The following is a 25,902-nucleotide window of genomic DNA, read 5'->3' on the forward strand; positions in this document are numbered from 1 at the left end:
TAAAATTAAACCGGTCTGATTGTTGTAACATTTGGCGTGTCGTTTCGTGTGAAAAGTATCTCTATTTAAAAACATTCTAAATAATTTGTATCGTAGAAACTTATCCGTTATCTTTGCAGAAAATTAATAGAACAAAGTATGCGTTTGTCCGAATTAAGAACAGGAGAGAAGGGTGTTATTGTTAAGGTACTCGGCCACGGAGGCTTCCGTAAGCGTATTGTCGAGATGGGTTTTATCAAAGGTAAGACCGTAGAAGTATTACTCAACGCCCCCCTTAAAGACCCCATTAAATACAAAGTATTAGGTTATGAGATTTCGCTTCGCCGGCAGGAGGCCGACATGATAGAAATCATCAGTGAACAAGAAGCGGCAGAACAGGTGCATCAGCATCAGGACTATCATCAAGGCATAAGCGAAAATGTTTATCCGGGTGAGGAAGAGTTGAAGCGGTTGGCACTTGGGAAGAGAAGAACTATTAATGTAGCTTTGGTTGGTAATCCGAATTGTGGAAAGACTTCTTTGTTTAATCTCGCATCCGGTGCTCACGAGCATGTGGGTAATTATAGCGGAGTGACTGTCGATGCTAAAGAAGGATATTTTGACTTTGAAGGTTATCATTTTAAGATAGTCGATCTCCCCGGTACTTACTCTCTTTCGGCCTATACACCCGAAGAAATTTATGTGCGCCGGCATATCATTGATGAAACTCCGGATGTGATCATTAACGTTGTGGATTCTTCCAATCTGGAGCGTAATCTCTATCTTACGACTCAGCTTATCGATATGAACGTCCGCATGGTTATTGCCCTTAATATGTATGACGAACTTGAGTCCAGTGGCAATACTCTCGATTATCGATTGCTGAGCAGACTTTTCGGCGTGCCTATGGTTCCTACTGTTTGTAAAAAGAATTTAGGTATCGACCATCTGTTCCATGTTATCATCAATCTTTATGAAGGGGGTGATTTCTTTGATAAAAATGGAAATATAAATCCGGAAGTTGCAAAAGAACTGCAAGACTGGCATCGTACCCACGTAGACGAAACTCATCACGAAGAACATTTGGAAGATTATGTTCATCCTCATAAATCGGGGGAACGCGTGTTCCGTCATATTCACATCAACCATGGCCCTGATTTGGAGAAAGCCATTGATGCGGTAAAAGAAGAAATCTCGAAAAATGAAGCCATCCGCTCTAAATATTCCACTCGTTTTCTTGCGATAAAACTTTTAGAAAACGATCCTGATGTTGAACGTATTATTCGTACGTTGCCCAATTCGGAAGAAATTATCCGGATACGCGATAAGGCAGCGAAACGTATCATGGTTGCATTGAATGAAGATAGCGAATCTGCTATTACCGATGCAAAATATGGTTTTATTAGTGGTGCATTAAAAGAGACATTTATTGATAATCATCAGGAGAAGGCGCAGATGACGAAGGTCCTTGATGCCATCGTGACACATCGTGTGTGGGGATATCCCATCTTTTTCCTTTTCATGTATATCATGTTTGAAGGTACTTTTGTGCTTGGGGAGTATCCGATGATGGGAATTGAATGGTTGGTAGAGGCGTTAGGGAGTCTGATCAATAATCATATGGGCGAGGGGCCGTTGAAAGATATGTTGATAGATGGCATTATTGGTGGAGTAGGCGGGGTGATCGTCTTTTTGCCTAACATCTTGATCCTTTATTTCTTTATTTCCCTTATGGAAGATTCCGGATATATGGCTCGTGCAGCTTTTATCATGGATAAAATAATGCATAAGATGGGACTTCACGGCAAATCGTTTATTCCTCTTATTATGGGATTCGGATGTAATGTTCCCGCTATCATGGCTTCCCGTACCATAGAAAACAGGAAAAGCCGTCTTGTAACGATGCTTGTCAATCCGTTGATGTCCTGTAGCGCCCGTCTTCCGATTTATTTGTTGTTGGTAGGCGCTTTCTTCCCGAACAATGCAGGATTGGTATTGTTTTCTATTTACTGTATCGGTATTTTGCTGGCAGTGCTGTTGGCTCGTTTGTTCAGCAAGTTTTTGGTTAAGGGTGATGATACTCCGTTTGTGATGGAACTGCCGCCTTATCGTATGCCTACAATGAAAGCTATTTTCCGTCATACGTGGGATAAAGGTGAACAGTATCTTCGTAAGATGGGAGGAATTATAATGATTGCATCTGTCATTATCTGGTTCTTGGGGTATTATCCCAATCATGATGCTTATGAGACGGTTGCCGAACAGCAAGAGAGCTCTTATATAGGGCAGATCGGAAAAGCAATCGAGCCGATAATCGAACCTATGGGATTTGATTGGAAGTTGGGCATTGGTCTGATTTCCGGAGTTGGTGCGAAAGAATTGGTGGTTAGTACGCTCGGTGTGCTTTATACAAATGATGCTAATGTGGATGATACCACTTTAGGAGAGCGGATTCCGATAACTCCGTTTGTCGCTTTCTGTTATATGTTGTTTGTGTTGATATATTTTCCATGTATTGCTACATTTGCAGCTATAAAACAGGAGTCGGGAAGTTGGAAATGGGCATTTTTCACGGCGGGGTATACCACTGTATTGGCATGGGTATTGACTTTTGCTGTTTATCAGATAGGAGGATTGTTTTTATGACCTGGGATTGGCAGGAATGGGTCGTTGCTTTACTAATAGTGTTATGCGTGGCTCGTATGGTATATGGGATTTATAATTTTTTTCGCAGTACGAAAAATAATGAAAATCCTTGTGCAAGTTGCGCAAGTGGCTGTGAATTAAAGCGTCAGCTCGATAAGAAGCAACAAGAGTGCAAAGTCACTAAAAAACATCCAAAGAAAAATTGCTGTGGATAGTTTGGTAGTTTGAAAATTTATACTACCTTTGCAACCGCAAATGGGAAATAAGGTTCCTTGGATGAGTGGCTTAGTCAGTGGTCTGCAAAACCATGTACGGCGGTTCGAATCCGCCAGGAACCTCAATAGTAAAGCGCTAATTACTGATAAATAAGTAATTAGCGCTTTTTTATTTTAAGTCTTGAAGTGGCACTACAATATTCCGGGGTCAACGTAAAAATCTGAGGGGTAAATTTAAAAATTAGTATTTTTGCCTTCAAATTTATTTAGTATGGATTCCAATGGTTATCGCTTTTTGCTTCCTGAAGGTACTTTAGATTACTTTGATCTTGTAGATGTGCAGGAAACCTGTTATAGATTCTATCAAGAAGGATATTAATGAACTGAAAGGTAGGGTTCAGTATTATGAGGGGAAAAGTATAATAGGGAACAATCAAATCTAACCATAGGTTACAATTGTCTTATGGTTATGGAACAGATATTTAATGAGGAACAGCAGGAAAAAGCGCAATTCATTTCGAATCATCCTTTGGCTAAGTTATCGGACTTGCGCTCAAATGAAATAAAAGATTTGGCGACAGTGTAGTGTTGCTATTTAGGCAAGATTGACGGTAGTGGTTGTGCTTTCCGACTGTTGACGAATTTATACTTCTTCTCAATAGCTACGTTGTTATTACCTTGAAGGGTAGTAATGATGCCAAAATTGACTATTGCAAGGCATTGGAAAAGTCACACACGGAACATTCGACGGAAGGCTTTCAGCAGTTGGTTGTTGAAGTGGAGATAGCTGCTTTGCAGAGGTATTTGTCTATCATAGCTTAACAGGTTATTTGAGAAGAAGTAAATTGTAGACATATGGATATTAAGGATAAAATAACTCAAACCCTCATAGGTATAACTGCTCAATTGCAGGAAATAAGTTCAGAGTTCTATATTATAGGTGCGTCTGCTATGATTTTGTCGAATATAAAGATAGGAGAAACATCAGATATTGATATTCTGACAACTGAAATGAATGCATCTAAGTTGCAATATTTACTGAAAGCGTATATGGAAGTTTCCCCTGAAACCAAAGAGAATGATTTATTTCACTCTAATTTTGCCAGATTTAATCTTCCTCTAATGGATATAGAGGTCATGGGAAACCTCCAAGTCAAGAAGAATAATATTTGGCAACCTGTTTGTGTACAAGAATATAGAGAAGTTTCAGTTGGAAAAATGATTGTCAGAATACCAACAATTGAAGAGCAAAAAAGAATTTTATCTCTTTTTGGTAGAGAAAAAGATTTAAAAAGACTTCAAATATTGAATCAGTACTCTTTATGATGTGTCATATAGGGAGTATCATTGGATATCAGATTATATTATAATGGAGCAGACTCTCCGGAAAGGAGAGATTCTATATTTATCAGTACCTGTATAATTGGCAGTATCCATAATTTTGTGTAAATAGAAACGGGATTCAGTTATAAGTTCTCTTATATCTGAATTCTGTTTTCAAAAATAAGCATAAATTGATTCATAATCAATCCCCAGTTAGTAATCGGCATTGTCCATTTCTTCTCAATCTCCATCAGAGAAAGGTATACCATTTTCTTCACAGCATCATCCGAAGGGAATGAAAGTTTTGATTTAGTGTACTTTCTGATTTTTCCATTCAGATTTTCTATGAGGTTTGTTGTGTAGATTATTTTCCTGATTTCCAATGGGAACTGGAAGAAAACAGTCAGGTCATCCCAGTTATTCCTCCATGAGAGGATGGCATAAGGGTACTTCCCTCCCCATTTCTTTTCCAAATTATCCAGTTCCACGACAGCAGCCTCCTTGTTGGGCGCGTTATAGATGTTCTTCATATCGGCTGTAAACTCTTTCTTGTCCTTGTAAACGACATATTTGCAGGAGTTCCTAATCTGATGTACGACACATATTTGCGTGGAAGATTGAGGAAATACGGCACGTATGGTGTCGGTAAATCCGTTCAGGTTGTCAGTGCAGGTAATCAGTATGTCCTGCACTCCGCGGGCCTTCAAATCTGTCAGGACACCCATCCAGAATGAAGAACTTTCTGATTTTCCCACCCACATGCCAAGGACTTCCTTCAAGCCGTTCTGTTTCAGACCGATACAGAGATAGACAGTCTTGTTGATGATTTTACCGTTGTCACGAACCTTGAAGACAATACCGTCCATCCAAACGATAAGATAGACCGGGTCCAAAGGGCGGTTCTGCCATTCCTGAGCAGCTTGATTGACTTTGTTCGTGATGATGGAAATGGCTGATGTGGACAGTTCTATCTCATAGATTTCACGCATCTCCTCTTCTATGTCGGACACGCTCATTCCTTTGGCATATAGGGAGATAACAAGTTTTTCTATGGAAAGCCCACGACTCTCGTGTTTGGGAACAACTATGGGCTCGAATTCACCGTTACGGTCACGGGGAATAGGTATGACCGCTTCACCGTGTTCGGTTTGGATTTTCTTGGGGTAGCTGCCGTTACGGGAATTGCCGCTGTTATGACCGGAAACCGAATTCTTCTCATAACCCAGATGGGCATCCATCTCACCTTCAAGCATTTTCTCCAATACCTGCGCGTGTAACTGCTTCAGAAACTTGCTGACATCAGCTTCTGTTTTGAACTGGCTAAGGAACTCCTTACTTAATACCTCATCAGGCACTACATGATTCTTCTCTTTCATAATTTTCTTCATTTTGCAAAGCTATTAAATAAAAAATACGGAACCCATACTGAAGCCCGTATTTTACATTTACACAAAATATTTTATAGTGCCGTATAATTATTCAAGTACTTGTTTCTCAGCTTTTAAAGATGAAGTACATTTTATCATAGGAGTGTATTTCAGCCCATCGGTTTCTTGCTTTTCATTTATTTTTGAAAAGCCTAAACTTTCGTAGAACCTCACAGCATAGGATGAAGAATTTACAGTTATTTTGTCTGCTATTTGATTTGCATAAGCATAGTCGAACAATTTTCTGCCTATACCTTTGCGATGATGGTCGGGATTTATAAAAAACAGAGAGATATGTGCACCGTTGAGCTTAGTCCCGATAATACCGATAAGCTCATTGTTATCAAAAGCTCCGCAAACAGTGAGTTCATTCATCAGCTTTTTGTTGTGGATGAACTTTTTAAATGTTTCTAATCCGTTGGTGTCAAAGTCGGTTGTTCCGCACTTGGTAAATACATCAAGTGATAGTGCAACCGCTTTGTCATATTCCTCATGATTTAATTGTCGGATATTCATACTTTATTTTGTTAAATTCTTCGCCATCCAGTAATTAGTCAGACAAAGCTGATTAGCCCTGCGCTTTTGTTCTACTTCTACTATGTAACCCTGTTTTTCAAAAAAAGGACGGGCGGTTATGCTTACTTCTGATGTAATGCGCATAATCCCTTCTTTAATAGCATATCGTTCTATTTCTTCCAAAAGCATAGTTGCGATACCTTTACCTTGAAAGTCTTTGTGGACGAACATAGAGTGTAGGTATCCTTGTGGGGTGATGGATGAGAAACCTACGAGTTGAGACTGCTGATTAACGGCAACAATAAAATAGTGAGTTTCTATCATCTTTCCTATTTTGGAAAGATCATCTCCGCACGATGCCCAGTCTTCAACTTCCTCTTGTGAATAATCATGCCTGTTTATTACAAGTACGGTATTTTTATATAAATCCTTTAGCTCAACGATGTCCGATTGTTGTGCTACTCTGATCGTGAAATCTGTTTTCATTTTCTATTTTGAATCAGTGATTGAATGTTAGAACGTATATCTGCTTTTCCGAAGTGTCCTTAAATACTTCTTCTTCAAAACTTCCAAACTTGTGGATGATATTAAATCCGGCCCATTTCAGATATGAATCTAATTCCTGAGGGAAAAATAATCTCATATCCATATTTTGAATTGACTGAAACTCACCATTTATAAAATAATGCCATTTTATACGGTTTATTTGAGTTGCATTTTCATAATGCATTATTTGTTTTATCAATACTTCCCTACCATCATTGGTTGTATATTCGGCAATTACTTTTTGTTCTTTTTCGCTTTCGACAATATACTGAATATTGGGATTAAAGCAGTCTAACAGAAATAATCCTCCTTTTTTGAGATGATTTTCAACACTCTTTAGTGCTTTAAATAAATCTTCATTTTTATATAAATGATGGATTGAATTGAAAGGAATAAAGATAAGGTCGAATTTCTCTTGTAAATTTAATGTCCTGATGTCTGCTTCAATAAAATTGATCTCTAATCCTGCTTCGAAAGCTTTTATTTTTGCTTGCTTCAGCATTGATGGAGTGTAATCAACTCCACTGATATGGTATCCGTCTTTTGCGATTGGAATCGTAAGCCTGCCTGTGCCACAGCAGAGTTCAAGTATTTTAGCATTCTTGTTTTGAGGTAACCACTTCTTATAAAATTGCAAATCAGATAAGAAGATGTTTAATCCATCATATATATTTGCGTCATAAATCAAATCACCAACTCTATAATCTGTATTCATTTTATTTTTAAATTATATTTATTGTACAATCTTATTGAAGTGCATTTTTATTAGTGCTAACTTGTTTATGGGTATAACTCAGATATCTTTATCATGCTATACGTTAGTAATAGTGTGTGCCTTTTCCTGAAATTTATGTATATATGCGCAAAATTAATAATTTCAATCATAATCTTGTGAATCAAATAAATAAAAAAACAACTCTTCTGAGAAATATCTTGTATTCCTAAAAGCATTCAACCGAAAAGACGCACTCTTTTATATGCTAAATAGCATAGCTAATGGGGGCTACGTATGACCTTGCCGTTGGATTTATAAGTAATAGCCTTGTGAAAGTGATTTGTTTATATGGTAAATGCCTTATTATACGAAGCGCTATTATGGTGGAATATCTATGCGAAAAGAGGGATTAATAAATAAGTTCCTCTTTTCGCATTAGATATTCTACCTTTATTTTTCTCATGGATGGTAATTTTGCTGATATAGATTTATTAATGAATATAAATACCATGAAGAAAAAAACAATTACTCTTACAGCAGTGTCACTTGTGGTGGCAAGTTGCGTAATGGCGCAAACTCATCCCTTTCAAGATGAGTCGCTCAGTTTTCACGAACGTGCCAAGAATCTGGTGTCGTTACTTACTTTGGAGGAAAAAATCAATCAGGTAGGACATCAGACATTGGCTATTCCCCGTCTGAATATAAAGGGATATAATTATTGGAATGAGGCCATTCACGGTGTTGCCCGTTCCGGACTGGCTACTTCGTTCCCGGTATCGAAAGCGATGTCGAGTACTTGGGATTTACCGTTGATATTCGATTGTGCTGTGGCTACATCAGATGAGGCACGTGTATATAGTAATACAAAGGATAAAGGTCTTATTTACTGGTGTCCTACTATTAATATGAGCCGTGACCCGCGTTGGGGACGTGATGAAGAGAACTATGGTGAAGATCCGTTCCTGACGGGAAAAATAGCGGTGGAATATATAAAAGGTATGCAGGGAGACGATCCGAAATATTATAAGACAATAGCGACAGCCAAGCATTTTGCTGCAAATAATTATGAGAAAGGACGCCATAGTACATCGTCGGATATGGATGCGCGTAACTTACGTGAATATTATCTGCCTGCTTTTGAGATGGCCGTTAAGGAGGGCAATGTACGCTCTGTCATGAGTGCGTATAATGCACTAAACGGTATTCCTTGTGGTGCTAATCATGAATTGCTTATCGATATTTTACGTACAGAATGGGGATTCAACGGCTTTGTTACTTCGGATTGCGGTGCGGTAGATGATGTTTACCAATCGAACAGGCACCATTTTGTGAATACTGCTGCTGAGGCTTCTGCGGTATCTATTGTGAATGGAGAAGATTTGAATTGCGGAAATACCTTTCAGGACTATTGTAAAGAAGCGATTGAAAAGGGATATATGCAAGAAGCGGATCTTGACACTGCTCTTGTAAGAGTATTTGAGGCGCGTTTCTCTGTCGGTGAATTTGACAATGCTTCCAATGTTCCTTGGAGAAGTATTTCTGACGATGTTCTTGATTGTGAAGAGCACCGTCAATTGGCATATAAGGCAGCACAGGAGGCTATCGTTTTGCTGAAAAATGACAATAATATACTCCCGCTCGATAAAACGAAAAGTGTTGCCGTTATCGGTCCTTTTGGTAATACAATCACTCTTGGAGGGTACTCCGGTTCACCAACGGCGCTAACTACTCCGTTTGGTGGCATTGCTGAAAAGATTGGGTACGTGGTAAATGACGGAACCATACAGTTTGAAGATTGTGAGGAACAAAGTGTACCGTCGGATAGCAAACGATTGACACATGAAGCTAACGGGTCTGCCGGAAATTTGGGATATATTTTCAATGGCGATTGGGTTGCTTTTAATGATATTAATTTGGGAGAAGGAAAATCAAGAGTTGACATTTATTCGGGTGCCAAGAACAACAATGCGACCATTGTAAAGTTCTATCTTGATGAAATAGATGATACACCGGAGGCGACTGTCACATGCCCTGCAACCGGTAACTGGAGTAAGTATGAAATAACGACTGCGGAAGTCGACCCGAATGTATTCAAGGGGGTACACAAGGTGTACGTACAGTTTGAAGGCGGAACAAACGGGGATAAGTATTGTGCGAATATGGACTGGTTTAAATTCTATGATCCGAATGCAAACAATCCGCTTGAAGAGGACGGTCCGCTTTACCTTTATAAGGGATGTGCAGTTACGGGGACGGCTGAAACAAACCTTGAGAGAGCCAAAGAAATAGCTGCCAAGGCGGATGTCGTTATATTTGCTGCCGGGACAGACCTTACCGTTTCCGATGAAAGTCATGACCGCACTAATCTTAATTTGCCGGGTGACCAACAAAAACTTTTGGAAGCTGTTTATTCGGCTAATCCGAACGTCATATTGCTGTTGCAGACTTGTTCGTCCGTGACAATCAATTGGGCTAAGGAGCATGTTCCGGCTATTATCGAAGCCTGGTACGGTGGGCAGGCACAAGGAAAAGCGATTGCTGATGTTTTGTATGGAGATTATAATCCTTCCGGTAAACTGACTTCTACTTGGTATAATGCGCTGAGTGATTTACCCAACGGTATGCTCAATTATGATATCCGCGATGCAAAATATACTTATATGTATCATGACAAGACTCCGCTTTATCCATTTGGATATGGTATGAGTTATACCACATTCGAATATCAAAAATTGAATATTAGCAAGAGCAGGCTCGCGGCAGGAGAGGAGTTGATTGTTAGTGCGGACATTACCAATACGGGCAAGTATGCCGGTGCGGAAATCGTTCAGTTATATGCTCATGTAAATTCAAGTATAGAACGTCCGCTTAAACAGCTTGTCGGATTTGCACGTGTAGAATTGGAGCCCGGTGAAACGAAAACTGTCACAATGCCATTGAAGCACGAACAATTGTCTTATTTTAATGAACAGACGAATACATTTGATGTGGAAGAAGGAAGCGTTGATATTTACGTTGCTGCAAGTTCGGCTGATGTACGGTTGACAGGTAAAATCAATACGGAAGCTGCAACTGTTAAAACCACTTATAAATCGGCTCCTACCGGTATACAGGATGTAATAAATAATCTTAAATTGCAAAACGACCGGATATACAATATTTCCGGTTATTGTGTCGGTACTGTTGAAGACTTCGAAAGATTGCCTAAAGGTTTTTATATTGTCGGTAATAAGAAAGTGATTAAGCAATGACTGTCTGGACATTTTAAGAACTTGTTTCAATTTTCCTCTTAAAATTAACCTCAGTCCGCTATAAGAATCATCTTGTAGCTTTTAGGAAAAACAGTTGCTAATACAAAGCAAGATTTCAGCAAAGTTTTGCATCAAAATATGGAAAGGGTGTCAAAAGTCGAACTTTTGACACCCTTTATGGTTATTTTCGTTGAACGAAAAGCGATTATGCTTTTTCTTTTAAGATCACATCATGGGCGCCACCTTCAACAATACTTGTTGAAGAAACCATTGTGATTTTAGCATTTTTCTGTAATTCAGGGATATTGATGGCGCCGCAGCTACACATCGTTGCTTTTATCTTGCCTAATGTTACGGCAAGGTTGTCCTTCATTTTGCCGGCATAAGGTACGTAGCTGTCTACTCCTTCTTCAAATTTCAATGATTCCGTTCCTCCCATATCATATCGTTGCCAATTTTGTGCGCGATTGGAACCTTCGCCCCAATATTCCTTCACATAGTTGTTTTTGATACAAAGTTTTTTAGTAGGTGATTCATCGAAACGGGCAAAATAACGTCCCATCATCAGGAAATCGGCTCCCATTGCCAAAGCAAGTACCATGTGATAGTCCTGAACCAAACCGCCATCGCTGCAAATAGGTACATATATGCCTGTACGGGCTTTGTATTCGTCACGAGCTTTGGCTACGTCTTGCAAGGCGGTAGCCTGTCCGCGACCAATGCCTTTCTGTTCGCGGGTGATGCAGATGGATCCCCCTCCGATACCTACTTTGATAAAATCTGCACCAGCTTCCACTAAATATTGGAATCCTTCTTTGTCGACAACATTTCCGGCACCGACCAGCACTTTATTGCCATACTCTTTTTTAATCCATGTCAATGTTTCGTATTGCCATTCCGAATATCCATCGGAAGAGTCAATACAAAGTACATCTACTCCGGCTTCAATTAATGCGGGTACGCGGTCTTTGTAATCGCGACTGTTGATGCCGGCACCGACTAATAATTTTTTGTCCGGACTGGATACTTCGTTCGGATTTTCTTTATGGCTGTCGTAGTCTTTGCGAAATACGAAATAGGCTAAGTTTTGATCTTTATCGATTATGGGGAGGGTGTTGAGTTTATGATCCCAGATAATCTGATTGGCTTCACTGAGAGTCAGGCCGACTTCACCCACGATCAGCTTTTCAAAAGGAGTCATGAAATCTTTGATCTTTTTGTCGCGGGCATCTCTTGAAATACGGTAATCACGGCTGGTGACGAGTCCGAGCAATTTGCCGTTCGGAGTACCGTCATGGGTGATTCCGATAGTAGAATGGCCGGTCTGTGCGAGTAAACGGAGTACATCGTCCAATGTGTGTTCCGGAGTCAGGTTGGAATCACTGGTTACAAAACCGGCTTTGAACTTTTTGACCTTCCGAACCATCTCAGCCTGGTTGGCGATGGGTTGTGAACCGAAAATGAAAGAGAGACCTCCGTTACGTGCCAGTTCGATGGCCAATTCGGGGCCTGATACTGATTGCATAATTGCCGAAACGAAAGGAATGTTCAATTCAATTGCTGATTGTGTACCGAGATTGTACTTTACCAATGGTGTTCGTAGCGAAACATTAGAAGGTACACACTGTTTGGTAGTAAGACCGGGAATAAGTAAATATTCACCAAAAGTTCTGGAAACTTCTTCTACATAAATAGCCATAATATTTCTTGTTTTATGGCGTGCAAAATTACTCATTTTTTTTATATTTAAAGATAAGCGGAGAGTTTTTTGTGAGATAGCGGCTAATATTAGTCTGGTTACCGGTTGAAACGGTTGTAGCTTCTCTGTTTTAAGACAACTTAGTAAAATCGCAATTATCAGTGATGGCCTTTAGGGTATGCGAATGATAATTATCCGTTTTGATTGCCGGATAGTATTGGTTATGTTGCTTATTTCCAAAGGAATATAGGAATGCAACTTTATTGGCCAAAAGTATGTATTTAATAGAGAGTTAAATATATACTTTTGGATACATAAAGTATATACTTTTACACCTTAATAGTATATATTCTTATTCTATGAGAAATGGATGGCTTATTTTCCTGTTAACATTGTTAATTAGTTTAAAGCCTATCCCCAATCCTCTCCGTGGGAGAGGGAGTACAGATACTCTTGTTTATTAATCAGTTACAAAACTAACTTAGCTTCCTCTTCCACGGGGAGGGTTGGGGAGAGGCTTGCCGCTTTTTCTTATCCGAAACAGAAGTGATACTCCGAACCGTTACTAAGATAAATAGTATTTTCTCTTTTTTCGATGAATATACTATTTTCCCGTGCTAACCATCCGATGGCTAACATGGCATCCTCAATAGCCAAATTGGTTCTTGAACAGAGCTCCTGTATTGAGATTCTTTTCATTTCATTGAGCACATGCCATACTTTTCTTGAGTTTTCTCCAATTTTTACTTTTTCCATAATGTTGGGTTTTAGTGTTGTCTCAGTTAAAACAAAAAACAGACATAAAAAAGCAGGAAATTGTTTTTCTGAATGAACATATCGGGTGGATTTTGTATTTCTTATTCTATAAACGTGGATTTGAAAAGATGCGCAGATAGAAATAATTGCGGGAAATGAAAAAGCATTTCCCGAATTTCGGAAAATGCTTGTAGATTGGTGAGCCTCTTGTCGGATTCGAACCAACGACCCCGAGATTACAAATCACGTGCTCTGGCCAACTGAGCTAAAGAGGCATTTTGGGGTTTTTCGGGTGCAAAGGTAGTAATTCTTTTGATTTTTCCAAAAGTGGAATTTGAAAAAATACTTTGGACAGGCTGTTTTGATAAGTCACATGATTTGTTTACTTTTGCAAATCAATATATTATATAGAAAAGGAATGAAGAAGATTTTTTTTAAAGTTTGCTGTCTGGCATTATTGACGGCGGGCAATATTGCTTGTACCGGACAGGGAAAAATAAATAAGGGAGAATCTGCTGCGGCTGATAGTGTGGCAGTAGTTATGGAAAATGAGACAGCTTTGCAGGCTGACAGTACGGGATATATTGTGAAGATAGGGAATATGGCGCCCGACTTTACCGTGACATTGACGGATGGAAAATCAGTGAGTCTTTCGGCACTTCGCGGGAAAGTGGTAATGTTGCAGTTTACTGCCAGTTGGTGTGGAGTCTGTCGTAAAGAGATGCCTTTTATTGAAAAGGATATCTGGCTGAAACATAAGAATAATCCTGAGTTTGCACTGATCGGTATCGACCGTGACGAACCTTTGGACAAAGTGCTTGCTTTTGCAAAAACCACCGGGGTCACTTATCCTTTGGGACTGGATCCGGGTGCTGATATTTTTGCAAAATATGCTTTGCGTAATTCCGGAATTACACGTAATGTGTTGATAGACCGTGAAGGAAAGATAGTTAAACTGACCCGTTTGTATAATGAAGAAGAATTTGCTTCATTGGTTCGGCAAATCGACGAAATGTTGAAAAAGTGATATTTATGGTAAGAGGCCGGTAAATGCTGGCTTTTTGCTTTTTATTTTGTGTATGTGAGAATTTCAATATCTGTTATTATCAATTACCCTATTATTTTATGGTTATAACTCTTATTATTTTGGTACTGTCTGCCGTCTTCTTCATGAGTGGCAAGGTACGCTCTGACTTAGTGGCCCTCTGTGCCTTGATTTCTCTTCTTATTTTTCAGATATTAACACCGGAAGAGGCGCTTTCCGGTTTTTCCAATTCGGTAGTGATTATGATGGTCGGTTTGTTTGTGGTTGGTGGAGCCATTTTTCAGACAGGATTGGCAAAGATGATAAGTAGCAAAATATTGAAGCTTGCAGGCAAGAGTGAGTTGCGACTTTTTTTGTTGGTGATGCTCGTGACTTCTGCTATCGGTGCTTTTGTAAGTAATACCGGTACGGTGGCATTGATGCTTCCTATTGTGGTAAGTCTGGCAGTTAGTGCCGGTATGAATCCCAGCCGGTTGCTTATGCCTTTAGCGTTTGCAAGCAGTATGGGAGGTATGATGACTCTGATCGGTACACCACCGAACCTTGTCATTCAGAATGCGTTGACCAGTGCGGGATTTGAACCTTTGTCTTTTTTCTCTTTCTTACCCGTAGGTCTTATTTGTGTGACGATAGGTACACTTGTATTGATGCCCCTCACCAAATGGTTCCTTTCCAAGAAAGGGAAAAAACAGGAGGTTAATGCTTCCGGAAAATCTCTGAACCAGTTGGTGAAAGAGTATGGCTTATCCAGTAATCTGTTTCGTTTACGTGCCGATACGTCCTCATTATTGGTCGGTAAAACAATCATCGACCTTGATGTACGGTGCAAATATGGGTTGAACATATTAGAGGTGCGCCGTGGCGATATTTCTCAAAACCGTTTTCTGAAAACGATTACACAAAAACTGGCCGAACCCGATACTGTGATGCAAGAACAGGATGTTCTCTATGTTACCGGAGAAGTGGAGAGTGTAGAGCGTTTTGCAGAAGATTACCTGTTAGAAATGCTGGACGGGCATACTACCGAAGAGGCGGCAAAGGCCAATAATTCATTGGACTTTTATGATATCGGCATAGCGGAAATCGTTTTGATGCCTTCGTCCAATTTAGCCAATCGTACTGTGAAGGATGCGGATTTGCGTGGGAAGTTTAATGTGAATGTATTGGGTATCCGGCGTAAGAAAGAGTATATTTTGCAGGATTTGGGTAATGAGAAAATGCATAGTGGCGATGTGCTGCTGGTACAGGGAACCTGGCAAGATATAGCACGACTTAGTAAAGAGGACGCCGATTGGGTGGTATTGGGACAACCTCTGAATGAGGCTGCCAAAGTGACGTTGGATTACAAAGCACCGGTAGCTGCTGCTATTATGGTGTTGATGGTAGTCATGATGGTATTTGATTTTATTCCGGTTGCTCCCGTTACGGCTGTGATGATAGCCGGTGTATTAATGGTGATTACCGGTTGTTTCCGTAATGTGGAAGCGGCTTATAAAACGATCAACTGGGAAACGATCGTACTGTTTGCCGGTATGCTCCCGATGTCTCTTGCTTTGGAGAAAACAGGTGCTTCGGAATATATATCTAATAGTCTTGTTACCGGATTGGGAAGTTATGGTCCGATTGTATTGATGGCGGGTATTTATTTCACCACTTCATTGATGACTATGTTTATCAGTAATACGGTAACTGCCGTCTTGATGGCGCCTATTGCATTGCAGAGCGCATTGCAGATAGGAGTCAGCCCGGTTCCGTTCTTGTTTGCCGTTACGGTAGCTGCCAGTATGTGTTTTGCTTCTCCTTTTTCGACTCCTCCCAATGCACTGGTAATGCCGGCCGGGCAATATACATTTATGGATTATATAAAAGTAGGATTACCGCTACAGGTGATAATGGGAATCGTGATGGTATTTGCATTGCCGTTGCTGTTTCCTTTTTAAAGCCTCTCCCCAACCCTCTCCCACGGAGAGGGTTGGGGAGAGGCTTTAAAAAAGTTTCGCCAGATAATCATAATGTTTCCCTTTCTTTATGATTTCTGCGTTAAATCCACATTCGGCAGCATAGAGGCTAAGTGTTTGAAAATCTACATACAGCCAATCGAACGGTGTACCTTTGATCTCTTTATATTGCATTTGGAAATCTATTTCTCCATAATAATCTCCGGCAAGATCTATTTCAAAACTACCGTCTCCATCTTCAAATAAATAACGCAGGTCACTCGAATCCATCAAGATACACCCTCCCGGGCGGAGTAACTGTTTCATCTTTTTAAAGAAAGCGGGCATGTTTTCCAGTCTACCAATAATGCCTGAACCATTCATCAACATTAAAATGGTATCAAATTGCCCGGTAAATTGTTCATCAAACAGATTGACTAAGCGGGCGTCATTGATTCCGCGCTGCTTCATGACTTCTACCGACAGCGGAGAAATATCGATGGCACATACTTCTTTATCCATTTCCTGAAGGGCCAGAGCATGACAGCCACTTCCGGCTCCCACATCTAAAATCTTTCCTGTGGCTAATTGCAGAGCTGTACGCTCGAGCATTGGCATCGTTTTTATATTACGGAAGAGTTGCCCGACAGGTATTTCATCTTCATCAAACTGTGAAGAAAAAACACGTAAGCGGTCGGCTTTATGATGATTGAAGTAATCGGCTATGGCGGTACCCATCGGATCCTTATCGGCCGTTAGTATGCTTGTTTCCATCAGGTCATTATTTGTTGTTGAGGGGGCAAAGATAGATAATTCGTAGAAAAGGATTATCTTTGTGCACAGAAAATTATGAAATAAAGAAGTTAGATTATGAGCTTAGAAGATGCAATGATGGGTGGAATCGTTTTTAAGGGTAAGAAAGACGGTCCGAAACAGGATGAGAAGAAAGTAAAGACGAAAGCGAAAAAAGCGACTTATATCAAAGGATTGCACGGCTCCGGTGCAGCCAAAATGAAAGCGGAGATAAGGAAAAAGAGGGCGAACAGGCATAAAAAATAGTGATAGAATGAAGCCTCTCCCCAACCCTCTCCGTGGGAGAGGGAGCTAAGTTAGTTTTGTAACTAATTGATAAACAGTAGTATCTGTACTCCCTCTCCCACGGAGAGGGCTGGGGAGAGGCTTCATTTATTACTGTTTTTGCGGTAATATCTCAATCCAGTAATCATCCGGATCGTTAATGAAATATAGGCCCATTGCGGTATTTTCAAAGCATACACAGTTCATTTCTTTGTGGTATTGGCGGACAGCATCATAGTTTCCTGCTACGCGAAAACATAAATGACTTTCATTCTCTCCTAATTCATAGGGTTCTGAATGGTCTTTCAACCAAGTGAGCTCCAATAGAAATCCAGTTTCGTTATCTGTCAGATATACCAGAATGAATGAACCGTCAGAAGCTTCTTTCCGATGGTGTTCTTTTAGTCCGAGCGCTTTTTCGTAAAAGGTAATGCTGCGTTCCAGATTGGTGACGTTGATGTTGAAATGGTCAAATCTACTTTTTATTTCCATGATGTAAAATTTAATAATGAATGAATGTGCCAATATACCAATGTGCCAATTTACCATGCGGCATAATGGCGCAGCCAATTGGCACATTGACATATTGGCACATTGAATAATTATTTAATCCAAGCTTTCACAATTTCCCCTATATAAGTACGTGGCTGTCCCTCCATTGGAGTTTGCGACGGAAGCTTTTTACATTCAAGTATTATAGATGGTTCAGATTGATTCGTAGGATAGAATCTTACGGAATAAGTATCTGCCTTTTCTATTTGTTCATAAGATTGCTCCGGAGAGAATATGGTGAAAACAACAGGTTTACCATTCATTTTTCCTAAAGAACCTCCGGCATTGGCTGTCATCATAGTCATATTGAAAGCATTCTTACCGATAGCGACAACCAAGTTTCCCGCTCCCATTTGGATGGCGTTAGCCGGTATTTGGTCGGGAGTTATTTCTTTGTAGCCGGGTACATTGGCAGCTGATGGATTATTGTTTACGGAAGGATCGGTTGCTATTACAGGATTGGCTGGAGTAATAACTACCGGTCCGGGGGTGATTACCGCTTGTTTGCCCGGTTGTATAACCGGTTCGGTTGCAACTCCTGCGGCTCCTAATGCTTGGGCTGCACCGGTAAACAGATTATCGGCAAAGTCAACGGTTTTTCTACGCCATTTGGCCAGTCCGCGTATTAATTTTGTTTTTGCCTTATTGAGTGCGTATTTATCGGAAATCCAATCCTCTGCTGTATACTTCTCGTTTTCGCCATAAGTGAAACGTATTTTTTCCACCTCCATAAAACACTTTTCCGGTTTGCAGGTGACGGTGATCTGATAGTTTACCCAAGTACGGTCCAGCGACAGGGCACTTGACTTGAATACGATCCATTCTTCGCCTACGCCTGCAATTATTCCTTTCTCTTTGTCCGAATAAGCAACTCGGCTTCCTTGGTTTTTGTTCTCTTTGAGCCTTGTTTCCATCCATTTCATCATTCGGTCGAATATCTCATCTTGTGACATTCCGGGAATATTGAACTCTTTGGAGAATACTACTTTGCCATCCACTTCGGGAACTGCACCTGCGAGATATTTGCTGTCATCGTTTTTATCTTTCTGTGCCATTACGCTCACCGGCAGGCATAGAAGGAACAATACAAAAAAAAGTTGTGTCAATCTGTTCATAATTCTATGTTTTATTTAGTAATATCAAATGTTTCGCCCCGGTGAGTGATGCTGATGAAGCGGCATCCATTCGCTTCGGCTACACTCCGGAAGGCGTTGCCGCCTTCATAATCTTCGCTGAAGTGCATGGGTACAAATATAGTAGTTTTTATTTGTTCGATGAATTGTTCGGCACCTTTCATATAATCTTTTCCCATTCGCCGGTCCACCGGAAACATAACGAGATCGATGGCGGAAATTTGTTGTTTAAGGTACTTGACTTCTGCCAAGAAATCTCCGTTGGCTTTACGTATTTCTTGTTCGGTCGATTCTTCACTCCAATGCCAGTTGTTGAGATCGCCGGCATGGAATATGCTCATCCCTTGTAAATGGATAAGAAAAGAAATGCCGACATCTGTAGAGCCGAATGCATCGATACGTAAATTGTCGTCTTCGTAGGATTCTCCTTTATTTATATATATGGCGTCTTCCGGATTGGCGCGACGATGCTTCAGGATATCTTTTGAAAAGAGATATATGATGTCCAGGCGCTGTTCTTTCCACGTCAATATTTCACGGTTGAAGTGATCGGGATGGAAATGAGTGGAAAGTACGTACAGCTTACCGGGTTTTTGTAGCAGGCAGTCGTGTACGATGCCTTGATTTCGTATGGTTTCCGATGAGTCTTTGTAGTAATCGATGATGATAGTTACCCCTTCGGCTTCGATGGCGAATCCGCTATGGTAGATATAATCCAGTTTCATAGGCTAATGGTTTAGAGATGCAATATTACATATTCTTCTTGTGACGGACAAGAAAAAACAGGAAAATCAAGGGGCAAGGCGTTCTACTTTCCAATTTCCGTCTTTTTGCAGACTGTATAAGAAGCGGTCGTGTAAACGGTTGGGCCTGCCTTGCCAGAATTCTATCCGAGTGGGAGTAACCGCATATCCACCCCATTCCTGTGGACGTTCTATCTCTTTCCCAATCCATTGGGTGGCTTCTGTTACGAAACTCCGTATAAGTTGCATCCGGCTGCCGATTGGGCGGCTTTGCGGAGATATGCGTGCTCCGATACGGCTTTTATACGGGCGGGTTTTAAAATATTCGTCCGACTCGTGAGCTGGAACTTTACCGGCAGTTCCTTCTATGTGCACCTGTCTTTCTAATGGATGCCAGACAAAAGAGAGTGATATATGCGGATTTTTTGCGAGTTGCTTTCCCTTGCGACTTTCATAATTAGTGTAGAATATAAACTTGCCATCGTGTATATCTTTCAGTAATACAGTGCGGGTAGACGGCTGGCCTTCGGGTGATACCGTGCCTACGATCATTGCCGTAGGTTCGTTTACTTGGGCATTAATGGCCTCTTGGAGCCATTGACTGAACAATAAAAGCGGATCATCAGGGAGTTCGCTTTCCCCTAATCCGCCTTTTGTATATTCTTGCCGGATACCGGCGAGATTGATTTTCATAATTTCTATTAAATGAATGCTTTACATCGGGACTTCTATCAATAAGATATGGGAATCTTTTAATGTTTCGATTTCAAAGCTGTTTGTTTCGTACACTCCCATGCCATCACGACGTTTCAATACAGTGCCGTCTACAACAATTTCTCCTTCGATCAGGAAAATGTATACGCCGCCGTGAGTCTGATGCATGTGATAACCTAATTTTTTGCCGGTTTCCACTTTTCCGATAGAAAACCAGGTGTCTTGTAGCAATGAGGCAGGCGTACTGCCATCGGGCGAAACAATTGGTACCAGTTCGTTTTTACGTTCCAGTTCACGGATGCTGTAATCATTGTAGGCAGGGTGTGTGTTTCGTTCGCGTGGCATAATCCATATTTGTAAGAATTCTACCGGTTCCGTGGTGCTACCGTTTATTTCACTATGGAAAATTCCTGTTCCGGCACTCATCACCTGAATGTCTCCCACAGTAATGACACGGCTGTTCTTTTTGCTGTCTCCATGTTCCAACTTTCCTCTCAGGGGGATGGAGACAATTTCCATGTTTTTGTGAGGATGCGTCTGGAATCCTTTTCCCGGTGCAACGCGGTCATCATTCAATACGCGAAGCGCACCGAAGTTGATACGTTCCGAATCGAAGTATTCGTCAAAACTGAATGTATGATGACTGTCCAGCCAATCGTAAAGTGAACGTCCGCGAGTATCTGCTTTATGTATTACCTTTTTCATAATTTCTCTTTTGTTTTATGGGTTTATATATGCTGTTAACATTTCGGGAGAGGGAAAGGTTCTATTTCTTCACTTCATTTAGCAAGGGTTTATGATTTATAAAATCGCGGATATTCTGTAAAGTGGTGGTGGCGATATTTCCCAATGCTTCTTTGGTGAAAAAGGCTTGGTGGGAAGTGACGATCACATTGTTGAACGATAACAAACGGGCCAGTACATCGTCATCAATGATCCTGTCTGATTTGTCTTCGTAAAAATATTCACCTTCTTCTTCGTATACATCCAGTCCGGCAGAACCGATCTTTTTATTTTTCAATCCTTCGATAAGGGCATTCGTGTGGATCAGTTGTCCGCGTCCGGTATTGATAATCATCACTCCGTCTTTCATCTTACTGATGGAGTAGTCATTGATGAGATATTTAGTCTGTTCGGTGAGCGGGCAGTGTAGCGAAATGATGTCTGCGCTATGATAGAGTTCGTCCAGCGAAGTGTATACCACTTGATTTTCACGGGCGAAATTATAGTCCGGATATACGTCGTATGCCAGTATGTTCATGCCGAACCCGCGTAGAATGTGGATAAGTATCTTAGCGATTTTTCCCGTACCGATGATTCCTGCTGTTTTTCCATGCATATCGAATCCCATGAGGCCGTGTAGAGAGAAGTTTCCGTCGCGTGTACGCCAGGAAGCGCGTGGGATTTTGCGATTGAGGGATAACATGAGGGCTACGGTGTATTCTGCTACGGCATAGGGAGAATATGCCGGCACACGTACTACGGTTATTCCATTGGCAACGGCTGCATCGATATCCACATTATTATATCCGGCACATCTCAATGCTAAGAGTTTCACACCATTGGCAGCCAGTGTACTGATTACCTCTGCATCGGCCGTATCGTTAACAAAGATACAGACGGCATCGACCCCTTGTGTCAATAACACATTATTTTTATTCAGATGTCCTTTGAAATAACGTATCTCGAATCCGAATTCTTTGTTTTTCTCATTGAATGAAGCTTCATCATAAGGTTTAGTTCCGAAAAATGCAATTGTATATGCCATAATTTTCTGTTTTTAGTTTATATAATAAACACTTATGTAGGGAGGATTGTTTCGATTATCGACACGTCTTTGATGCGTATCTTATGATTTTGTTTCATTAGAAACAGTTTGTACTTTCTACTAATTTGGCTCTTGAAATGAAAATAAATGCACAAATATAATTCTTATGTGCAATATTGTTGTACCTTTGCGGCCGAAATAACTTAAAAAAGATTTAGATGAGAAAATTATCCTTGATTAGCATTGTGTTGCTGATCGTTTCAATTCCAACTTTTGCGGGAGGTCTCCTGACAAATACCAATCAACATGTTTTATTTTTGAGAATGTTGGCTCGTGATGCTTCAACAGATATTGATGCAGTATATTCCAATCCTGCCGGTCTGGCTTTTATGGAAGACGGATTTCATCTCTCTTTTAATGGTCAGAGCGCATTTCAGACGAGAACGATTACCTCCACATTTGCTCCTTTTGCCGGATTCGGCGGGAATGCGACAAAAGTATATAAAGGAGAAGCATCAGCTCCATTTGTTCCCAGTGTGTTTGCTGTTTATAAGAAAGGCGATTGGGCGTTTTCCGGAAGTTTTGCAGTAACAGGCGGTGGCGGAAAGGCTACTTTTAATGAAGGGCTTGGTTCTTTTGAATCACAAGTATCTGTTATTCCAATGGCTATGAAAGCGGCCGGAGCAGGTTTAGTGAACGGAGGGCTGCTTCCTGAAAATCCATTTGCAAATACGGACAGGTATTCTGTAGATAGTTATATGCGTGGAAAGCAAATGATTTTCGGTGTTCAATTGGGTGCCACTTATAAGATAACGGATTATTTATCTGTTTTTGGTGGGCTTCGTATGAATTATGTAAGTAATGGGTATGAAGGACATATTCGTGATATTCAAGCTAATATCGGCGATAAAATGGTAAATCTGAATCAGACGTTTGCTGCTTATGCGGATCAGTTCAATAAATTGGCAGCGGCGGCGGAAGTTGCCGGCCAACCGGAAGCTGCTAAAAAATATGCAGCTGCGGCGGCAATGGCTACCGATTATGCAGGGAAAACTCAAGACAAATATTTGGATTGCGATCAGACCGGTTGGGGAGTAACACCTATCATCGGTGCTGATTTCAAGATGGGTAAATGGAATGTAGGTGTGAAATATGAGTTTAATACCAAATTGAATGTAGAGAATAAGACCCGTGTGGATGATACTAAGCTATTTGCTCCCGGTGTAAATACTCCTCATGATATCCCGAGTCTGTTGACAGTTGGCGTTTCTTATGAGATTCTTCCTGTACTCCGTGCTTCTGTAGGTTATCATCATTTTTTCGATACCCATGCCAAGATGGCTGATGCTACTAATCTTATTACCGGCGAAAGAACCGGAAAACAACATTTTATAGATAAAGGTACTAATGAATATTTGGCCGGTATAGAATGGGATGTATGCAAATGGGCACAGATTAGTGCCGGTATGCAACGTACTAAATATGGTGTGGAAGATAGTTATCAAAGCGACATGAGTTTTGCTGTCAGTTCTTATTCTTTCGGTTTTGGTGCTGGCTTTAATATAGCTAAAAATCTGAAATTGAATATTGCTTATTTTTGGACTGATTATGAGGATTATACGAAAAAGTGGAGTGATTACAACGGAATTTCTGCTTTGGCAGGACAAGCTATCCCGGGTACTGATGTCTTTTCGCGTACCAATAAAGTATTTGGTATCGGTCTTGATTATAAATTCTGATAAGGTGAACTAACTTTCAATAATTATATAAAAGGAGATTTCACTCTTGCTTTTTCAAAAAGCAGTGAAGTCTCCTTTTCCATTTTGATCGAGACGAAAAGTCTTTCTTTTTAGAACGAGTATTGCACTAATAAATTCATTCTATTAGCATGACGGGTAGCATCGTTGAAGTCTGTGCGCCATCCTCTTAAATACTCGGCGCCTACTTGCAGGTTACTGGTTACATTCCAGAACATGTTGGCCACCAGGTATTGTCCTTTACGGTAGGCGTCCGGATTGTCGCTGGGGTAATTGTGTTCCGAATAGAGTCTTGATAAGCTATAAGTGCCCGATACGAATACGTTTTTGCAGATGTTATACTGTAAGCCGGCATACCAACCCAACATAGGAAGGGTTTGCATTCTGCCTTCTTTTTCCGGATTCGGAACAAGATCCACATTCAGATTACTCAAATCATTGAGAAACTGACCGATGCCTTTACCATAATTAAGTTGCCCGAACACCTGCCATTTGGGAGTAACAGTGAAAGTGGTCGATGCTTGTAGTCCGAAGCCGGTAGTTGAATAGGCTTTTTGGTAAACATCACTTGAGTAAGTCATACTGCGGATGATAGCTGCCAGACGAATGTGACTGTTTTTATTCCAATTGTATTGAGCGGAAGCGGCAAAATCCGGCATACGTTGGGTGCTGATAGATACTTTATCGGTAGTTGTACCGTCTACAGAAGGCATTTCGGCGGCTATTCCGAATTTCCAGTTTTTTAATCCGCTATACAGATAGCTTAATTGTGTAGTACGGTAAAATGCAGAGCCGTTAGGTCCGGCAAAGTCGATGGTGGCGGGTAGTGCTGCCAAGTCCATGAACGAACCGTAGCTGTATCCCAATGTAAATCCTAAGAATGAAGCATATGCATTTTGAAGTTCGAATGTTTTGCCGTCTCCCCGGAAATTTCCGGCTGTATAAACTACAAAATCTCCTAAATTCTTCGTATGACCTACCAGTTTCAAGAAGAGAGTGGAAGTACTGGCATCCATCTGGAACTGATTTTTCACATAACCGTTTCCTTTATTGGGGATAAGGGCGGGATAGAAGTCCACGTCTTTTACAATACCCCCGAAGTCATATTCTGCAGTAGCACGTACATATCCTCCAATGCCGAGGGCAAATTTTCCTTTTTGGTCCGTCAGTAAAAAGCGTGGAGCTTTCGGTTCATGGAAACGTTTAAGTTGGGTTTCTTCCATTATCCGGATAATTTCATCTCCGGCTTTATCCCTTGAGACAAACATGATGGAGTTTGGTTCTTTATCTTCAATGATTACTTTTTTCTGCGCATTTGCGCAGAGTGGGAGTAGGCTCATCCCAAGTAGCAAGGCTACTGATTTAAATTTTGTTTTCATTATAAGTTAAGTTTTAGGTGAATGTGCAAACAACAACTTAAACGGGAAAAGGTTGAAACCCCTCAGGGAAAAATAGTCAAATATTGCGGAAAAATTGTCATGGTGTATTATGTGAAAATGCTCCATCTTTGTACTCAGTATAAATTATGATAATAGAGGAACGATGGATAAACTAACATGCAAAATAGTAGAGATGGAATCGGAATTGCGTCATTTTGCTTTCAAACTGACTGCAGATCAGGATTCTGCCAATGATTTAGTACAGGAATGTATGTTGAAGGCATTGGATAACAAAGAGAAGTTCGTTCATGCACAGAATTTTAAAGGTTGGATGTATACTATCATGCGCAACCTTTTTATTAATAATTATCGCCGTGCCACCCGTGAGATGTCTATGATTGATGATAATTATACAATCAGCCAACAAAGTATGATTGAAGCGGAAGATGCAGACCGTTTTGAATATGCTTACGATCTGAAGGAACTCCATAAAGTGATCAATGCTGTACCGGAATCAATGCGTAGGCCTTTTCTCATGTATGTTTCCGGCTTTAAATATACTGAAATAGCAGAGAAGATGGGGCTTCCGGTCGGCACGATAAAGAGCCGGCTATTCTTTGTGCGCAAGCGGTTACAGAAAGACTTGAAGGAATTTGGAAATTAGTGATAGTCGATTTCAAAAAAATGTCTTATCTTTGCCGTCCGAATTAATAAACGTATGATG

The 25,902-nt window shown here is 40.6% G+C and carries 24 protein-coding genes, 2 tRNA genes and 1 pseudogene; 12 read left to right on the top strand and 15 right to left on the bottom strand.

What is annotated here, in order from left to right:
* The first annotated feature begins 138 nt into the window (after positions 1–138).
* The 6 genes and pseudogenes from feoB to HMPREF1532_RS12950 all read left to right on the top strand — a co-directional run bounded on the left by feoB (position 139) and on the right by HMPREF1532_RS12950 (position 4,166).
* Positions 139–2,625, top strand: a complete 2,487-nt coding sequence (gene feoB / locus HMPREF1532_RS12940; RefSeq protein ID WP_005930224.1) for a ferrous iron transport protein B — start codon at positions 139–141, stop codon at positions 2,623–2,625.
* Positions 2,622–2,840 (top strand): hypothetical protein, encoded by a 219-nt coding sequence (locus HMPREF1532_RS21815; RefSeq protein WP_005930226.1) that lies wholly within the window; start codon positions 2,622–2,624, stop codon positions 2,838–2,840. The genes feoB and HMPREF1532_RS21815 overlap by 4 nt, the downstream gene beginning before the upstream one ends.
* A gap of 51 nt (positions 2,841–2,891) precedes the next feature.
* Positions 2,892–2,963, top strand: a tRNA-Cys gene (locus HMPREF1532_RS12945).
* Between the two features lie 148 nt (positions 2,964–3,111).
* Positions 3,112–3,189: pseudogene (locus HMPREF1532_RS22040) on the top strand (ISAon1 family transposase N-terminal region protein); the annotation flags it as partial.
* Positions 3,190–3,518: 329 nt separating this feature from the next.
* Positions 3,519–3,662: a hypothetical protein gene (locus tag HMPREF1532_RS20950; protein ID WP_187373831.1), complete on the top strand. Its 144-nt coding sequence runs from the start codon at positions 3,519–3,521 to the stop codon at positions 3,660–3,662.
* 33 nt (positions 3,663–3,695) lie between these two features.
* Positions 3,696–4,166, top strand: coding sequence for a hypothetical protein (locus HMPREF1532_RS12950; RefSeq protein ID WP_005930231.1), 471 nt, complete (start codon positions 3,696–3,698; stop codon positions 4,164–4,166).
* Between the two features lie 152 nt (positions 4,167–4,318).
* Here the strand turns inward: HMPREF1532_RS12950 and HMPREF1532_RS12955 are convergent, their stop codons facing one another.
* The 4 genes from HMPREF1532_RS12955 to HMPREF1532_RS12970 all read right to left on the bottom strand — a co-directional run bounded on the left by HMPREF1532_RS12955 (position 4,319) and on the right by HMPREF1532_RS12970 (position 7,367).
* Entirely contained in the window at positions 4,319–5,539 is a 1,221-nt protein-coding gene (locus HMPREF1532_RS12955; protein ID WP_425265810.1) for an IS256 family transposase, read from the bottom strand.
* A 99-nt stretch (positions 5,540–5,638) separates the two neighbouring features.
* Complete coding sequence (locus HMPREF1532_RS12960) at positions 5,639–6,106, bottom strand: GNAT family N-acetyltransferase (RefSeq protein ID WP_005930237.1); 468 nt, start codon at positions 6,104–6,106, stop codon at positions 5,639–5,641.
* Between the two features lie 3 nt (positions 6,107–6,109).
* On the bottom strand, positions 6,110–6,592 hold the full coding sequence (locus HMPREF1532_RS12965) for a GNAT family N-acetyltransferase (protein WP_005930239.1): 483 nt from the start codon (positions 6,590–6,592) through the stop codon (positions 6,110–6,112).
* A 13-nt stretch (positions 6,593–6,605) separates the two neighbouring features.
* Positions 6,606–7,367, bottom strand: coding sequence for a class I SAM-dependent methyltransferase (locus HMPREF1532_RS12970; RefSeq protein WP_005930241.1), 762 nt, complete (start codon positions 7,365–7,367; stop codon positions 6,606–6,608).
* 509 nt (positions 7,368–7,876) lie between these two features.
* Here HMPREF1532_RS12970 and HMPREF1532_RS12975 point away from each other — a divergent pair.
* A complete protein-coding gene (locus HMPREF1532_RS12975) occupies positions 7,877–10,618 on the top strand; it encodes a glycoside hydrolase family 3 C-terminal domain-containing protein (protein WP_224206283.1) in 2,742 nt (913 codons plus the stop codon).
* Between the two features lie 205 nt (positions 10,619–10,823).
* On the opposite strand, the gene HMPREF1532_RS12980 is transcribed toward HMPREF1532_RS12975, so the two are convergent.
* From HMPREF1532_RS12980 to HMPREF1532_RS12990, 3 genes are all read right to left on the bottom strand, one after another.
* Entirely contained in the window at positions 10,824–12,317 is a 1,494-nt protein-coding gene (locus tag HMPREF1532_RS12980) for an IMP dehydrogenase (RefSeq protein WP_005930249.1), read from the bottom strand.
* A gap of 531 nt (positions 12,318–12,848) precedes the next feature.
* Positions 12,849–13,073: a winged helix-turn-helix domain-containing protein gene (locus HMPREF1532_RS12985; RefSeq protein ID WP_005930250.1), complete on the bottom strand. Its 225-nt coding sequence runs from the start codon at positions 13,071–13,073 to the stop codon at positions 12,849–12,851.
* A gap of 201 nt (positions 13,074–13,274) precedes the next feature.
* Positions 13,275–13,348: transfer RNA gene (locus HMPREF1532_RS12990), tRNA-Thr, on the bottom strand.
* Between the two features lie 143 nt (positions 13,349–13,491).
* Here HMPREF1532_RS12990 and HMPREF1532_RS12995 point away from each other — a divergent pair.
* Entirely contained in the window at positions 13,492–14,100 is a 609-nt protein-coding gene (locus HMPREF1532_RS12995; RefSeq protein ID WP_005930252.1) for a TlpA family protein disulfide reductase, read from the top strand.
* A 98-nt stretch (positions 14,101–14,198) separates the two neighbouring features.
* Positions 14,199–16,058, top strand: coding sequence for an SLC13 family permease (locus HMPREF1532_RS13000; protein WP_044097534.1), 1,860 nt, complete (start codon positions 14,199–14,201; stop codon positions 16,056–16,058).
* 45 nt (positions 16,059–16,103) lie between these two features.
* On the opposite strand, the gene HMPREF1532_RS13005 is transcribed toward HMPREF1532_RS13000, so the two are convergent.
* Positions 16,104–16,829 (bottom strand): class I SAM-dependent methyltransferase, encoded by a 726-nt coding sequence (locus HMPREF1532_RS13005; protein WP_005930257.1) that lies wholly within the window; start codon positions 16,827–16,829, stop codon positions 16,104–16,106.
* Between the two features lie 96 nt (positions 16,830–16,925).
* On the opposite strand from HMPREF1532_RS13005, the gene HMPREF1532_RS13010 reads away from it, so the two are divergent.
* Entirely contained in the window at positions 16,926–17,114 is a 189-nt protein-coding gene (locus HMPREF1532_RS13010) for a hypothetical protein (RefSeq protein ID WP_005930259.1), read from the top strand.
* A 129-nt stretch (positions 17,115–17,243) separates the two neighbouring features.
* Here the strand turns inward: HMPREF1532_RS13010 and HMPREF1532_RS13015 are convergent, their stop codons facing one another.
* The 6 genes from HMPREF1532_RS13015 to HMPREF1532_RS13040 all read right to left on the bottom strand — a co-directional run bounded on the left by HMPREF1532_RS13015 (position 17,244) and on the right by HMPREF1532_RS13040 (position 22,042).
* Positions 17,244–17,624 (bottom strand): VOC family protein, encoded by a 381-nt coding sequence (locus HMPREF1532_RS13015; RefSeq protein ID WP_005930262.1) that lies wholly within the window; start codon positions 17,622–17,624, stop codon positions 17,244–17,246.
* A 110-nt stretch (positions 17,625–17,734) separates the two neighbouring features.
* Complete coding sequence (locus tag HMPREF1532_RS13020) at positions 17,735–18,799, bottom strand: DUF4468 domain-containing protein (protein ID WP_005930265.1); 1,065 nt, start codon at positions 18,797–18,799, stop codon at positions 17,735–17,737.
* 11 nt (positions 18,800–18,810) lie between these two features.
* Entirely contained in the window at positions 18,811–19,542 is a 732-nt protein-coding gene (locus tag HMPREF1532_RS13025; RefSeq protein WP_005930268.1) for an MBL fold metallo-hydrolase, read from the bottom strand.
* Between the two features lie 66 nt (positions 19,543–19,608).
* Entirely contained in the window at positions 19,609–20,253 is a 645-nt protein-coding gene (gene pdxH / locus HMPREF1532_RS13030; RefSeq protein ID WP_005930272.1) for a pyridoxamine 5'-phosphate oxidase, read from the bottom strand.
* A gap of 21 nt (positions 20,254–20,274) precedes the next feature.
* Positions 20,275–20,979, bottom strand: a complete 705-nt coding sequence (locus HMPREF1532_RS13035; protein ID WP_005930274.1) for a pirin family protein — start codon at positions 20,977–20,979, stop codon at positions 20,275–20,277.
* 61 nt (positions 20,980–21,040) lie between these two features.
* Positions 21,041–22,042, bottom strand: coding sequence for a 2-hydroxyacid dehydrogenase (locus HMPREF1532_RS13040; RefSeq protein ID WP_005930277.1), 1,002 nt, complete (start codon positions 22,040–22,042; stop codon positions 21,041–21,043).
* 218 nt (positions 22,043–22,260) lie between these two features.
* Here HMPREF1532_RS13040 and HMPREF1532_RS13045 point away from each other — a divergent pair, with 218 nt between their 5' ends.
* Positions 22,261–23,781, top strand: a complete 1,521-nt coding sequence (locus HMPREF1532_RS13045) for an OmpP1/FadL family transporter (protein ID WP_005930279.1) — start codon at positions 22,261–22,263, stop codon at positions 23,779–23,781.
* A gap of 110 nt (positions 23,782–23,891) precedes the next feature.
* On the opposite strand, the gene HMPREF1532_RS13050 is transcribed toward HMPREF1532_RS13045, so the two are convergent.
* Positions 23,892–25,178, bottom strand: a complete 1,287-nt coding sequence (locus HMPREF1532_RS13050) for a DcaP family trimeric outer membrane transporter (protein WP_005930282.1) — start codon at positions 25,176–25,178, stop codon at positions 23,892–23,894.
* Positions 25,179–25,341: 163 nt separating this feature from the next.
* Here HMPREF1532_RS13050 and HMPREF1532_RS13055 point away from each other — a divergent pair, with 163 nt between their 5' ends.
* On the top strand, positions 25,342–25,842 hold the full coding sequence (locus tag HMPREF1532_RS13055) for an RNA polymerase sigma factor (protein WP_005930288.1): 501 nt from the start codon (positions 25,342–25,344) through the stop codon (positions 25,840–25,842).
* Positions 25,843–25,902 lie beyond the last annotated feature (60 nt).

Source organism: Bacteroides salyersiae WAL 10018 = DSM 18765 = JCM 12988 (assembly GCF_000381365.1).
Taxonomy (GTDB): domain Bacteria; phylum Bacteroidota; class Bacteroidia; order Bacteroidales; family Bacteroidaceae; genus Bacteroides; species Bacteroides salyersiae.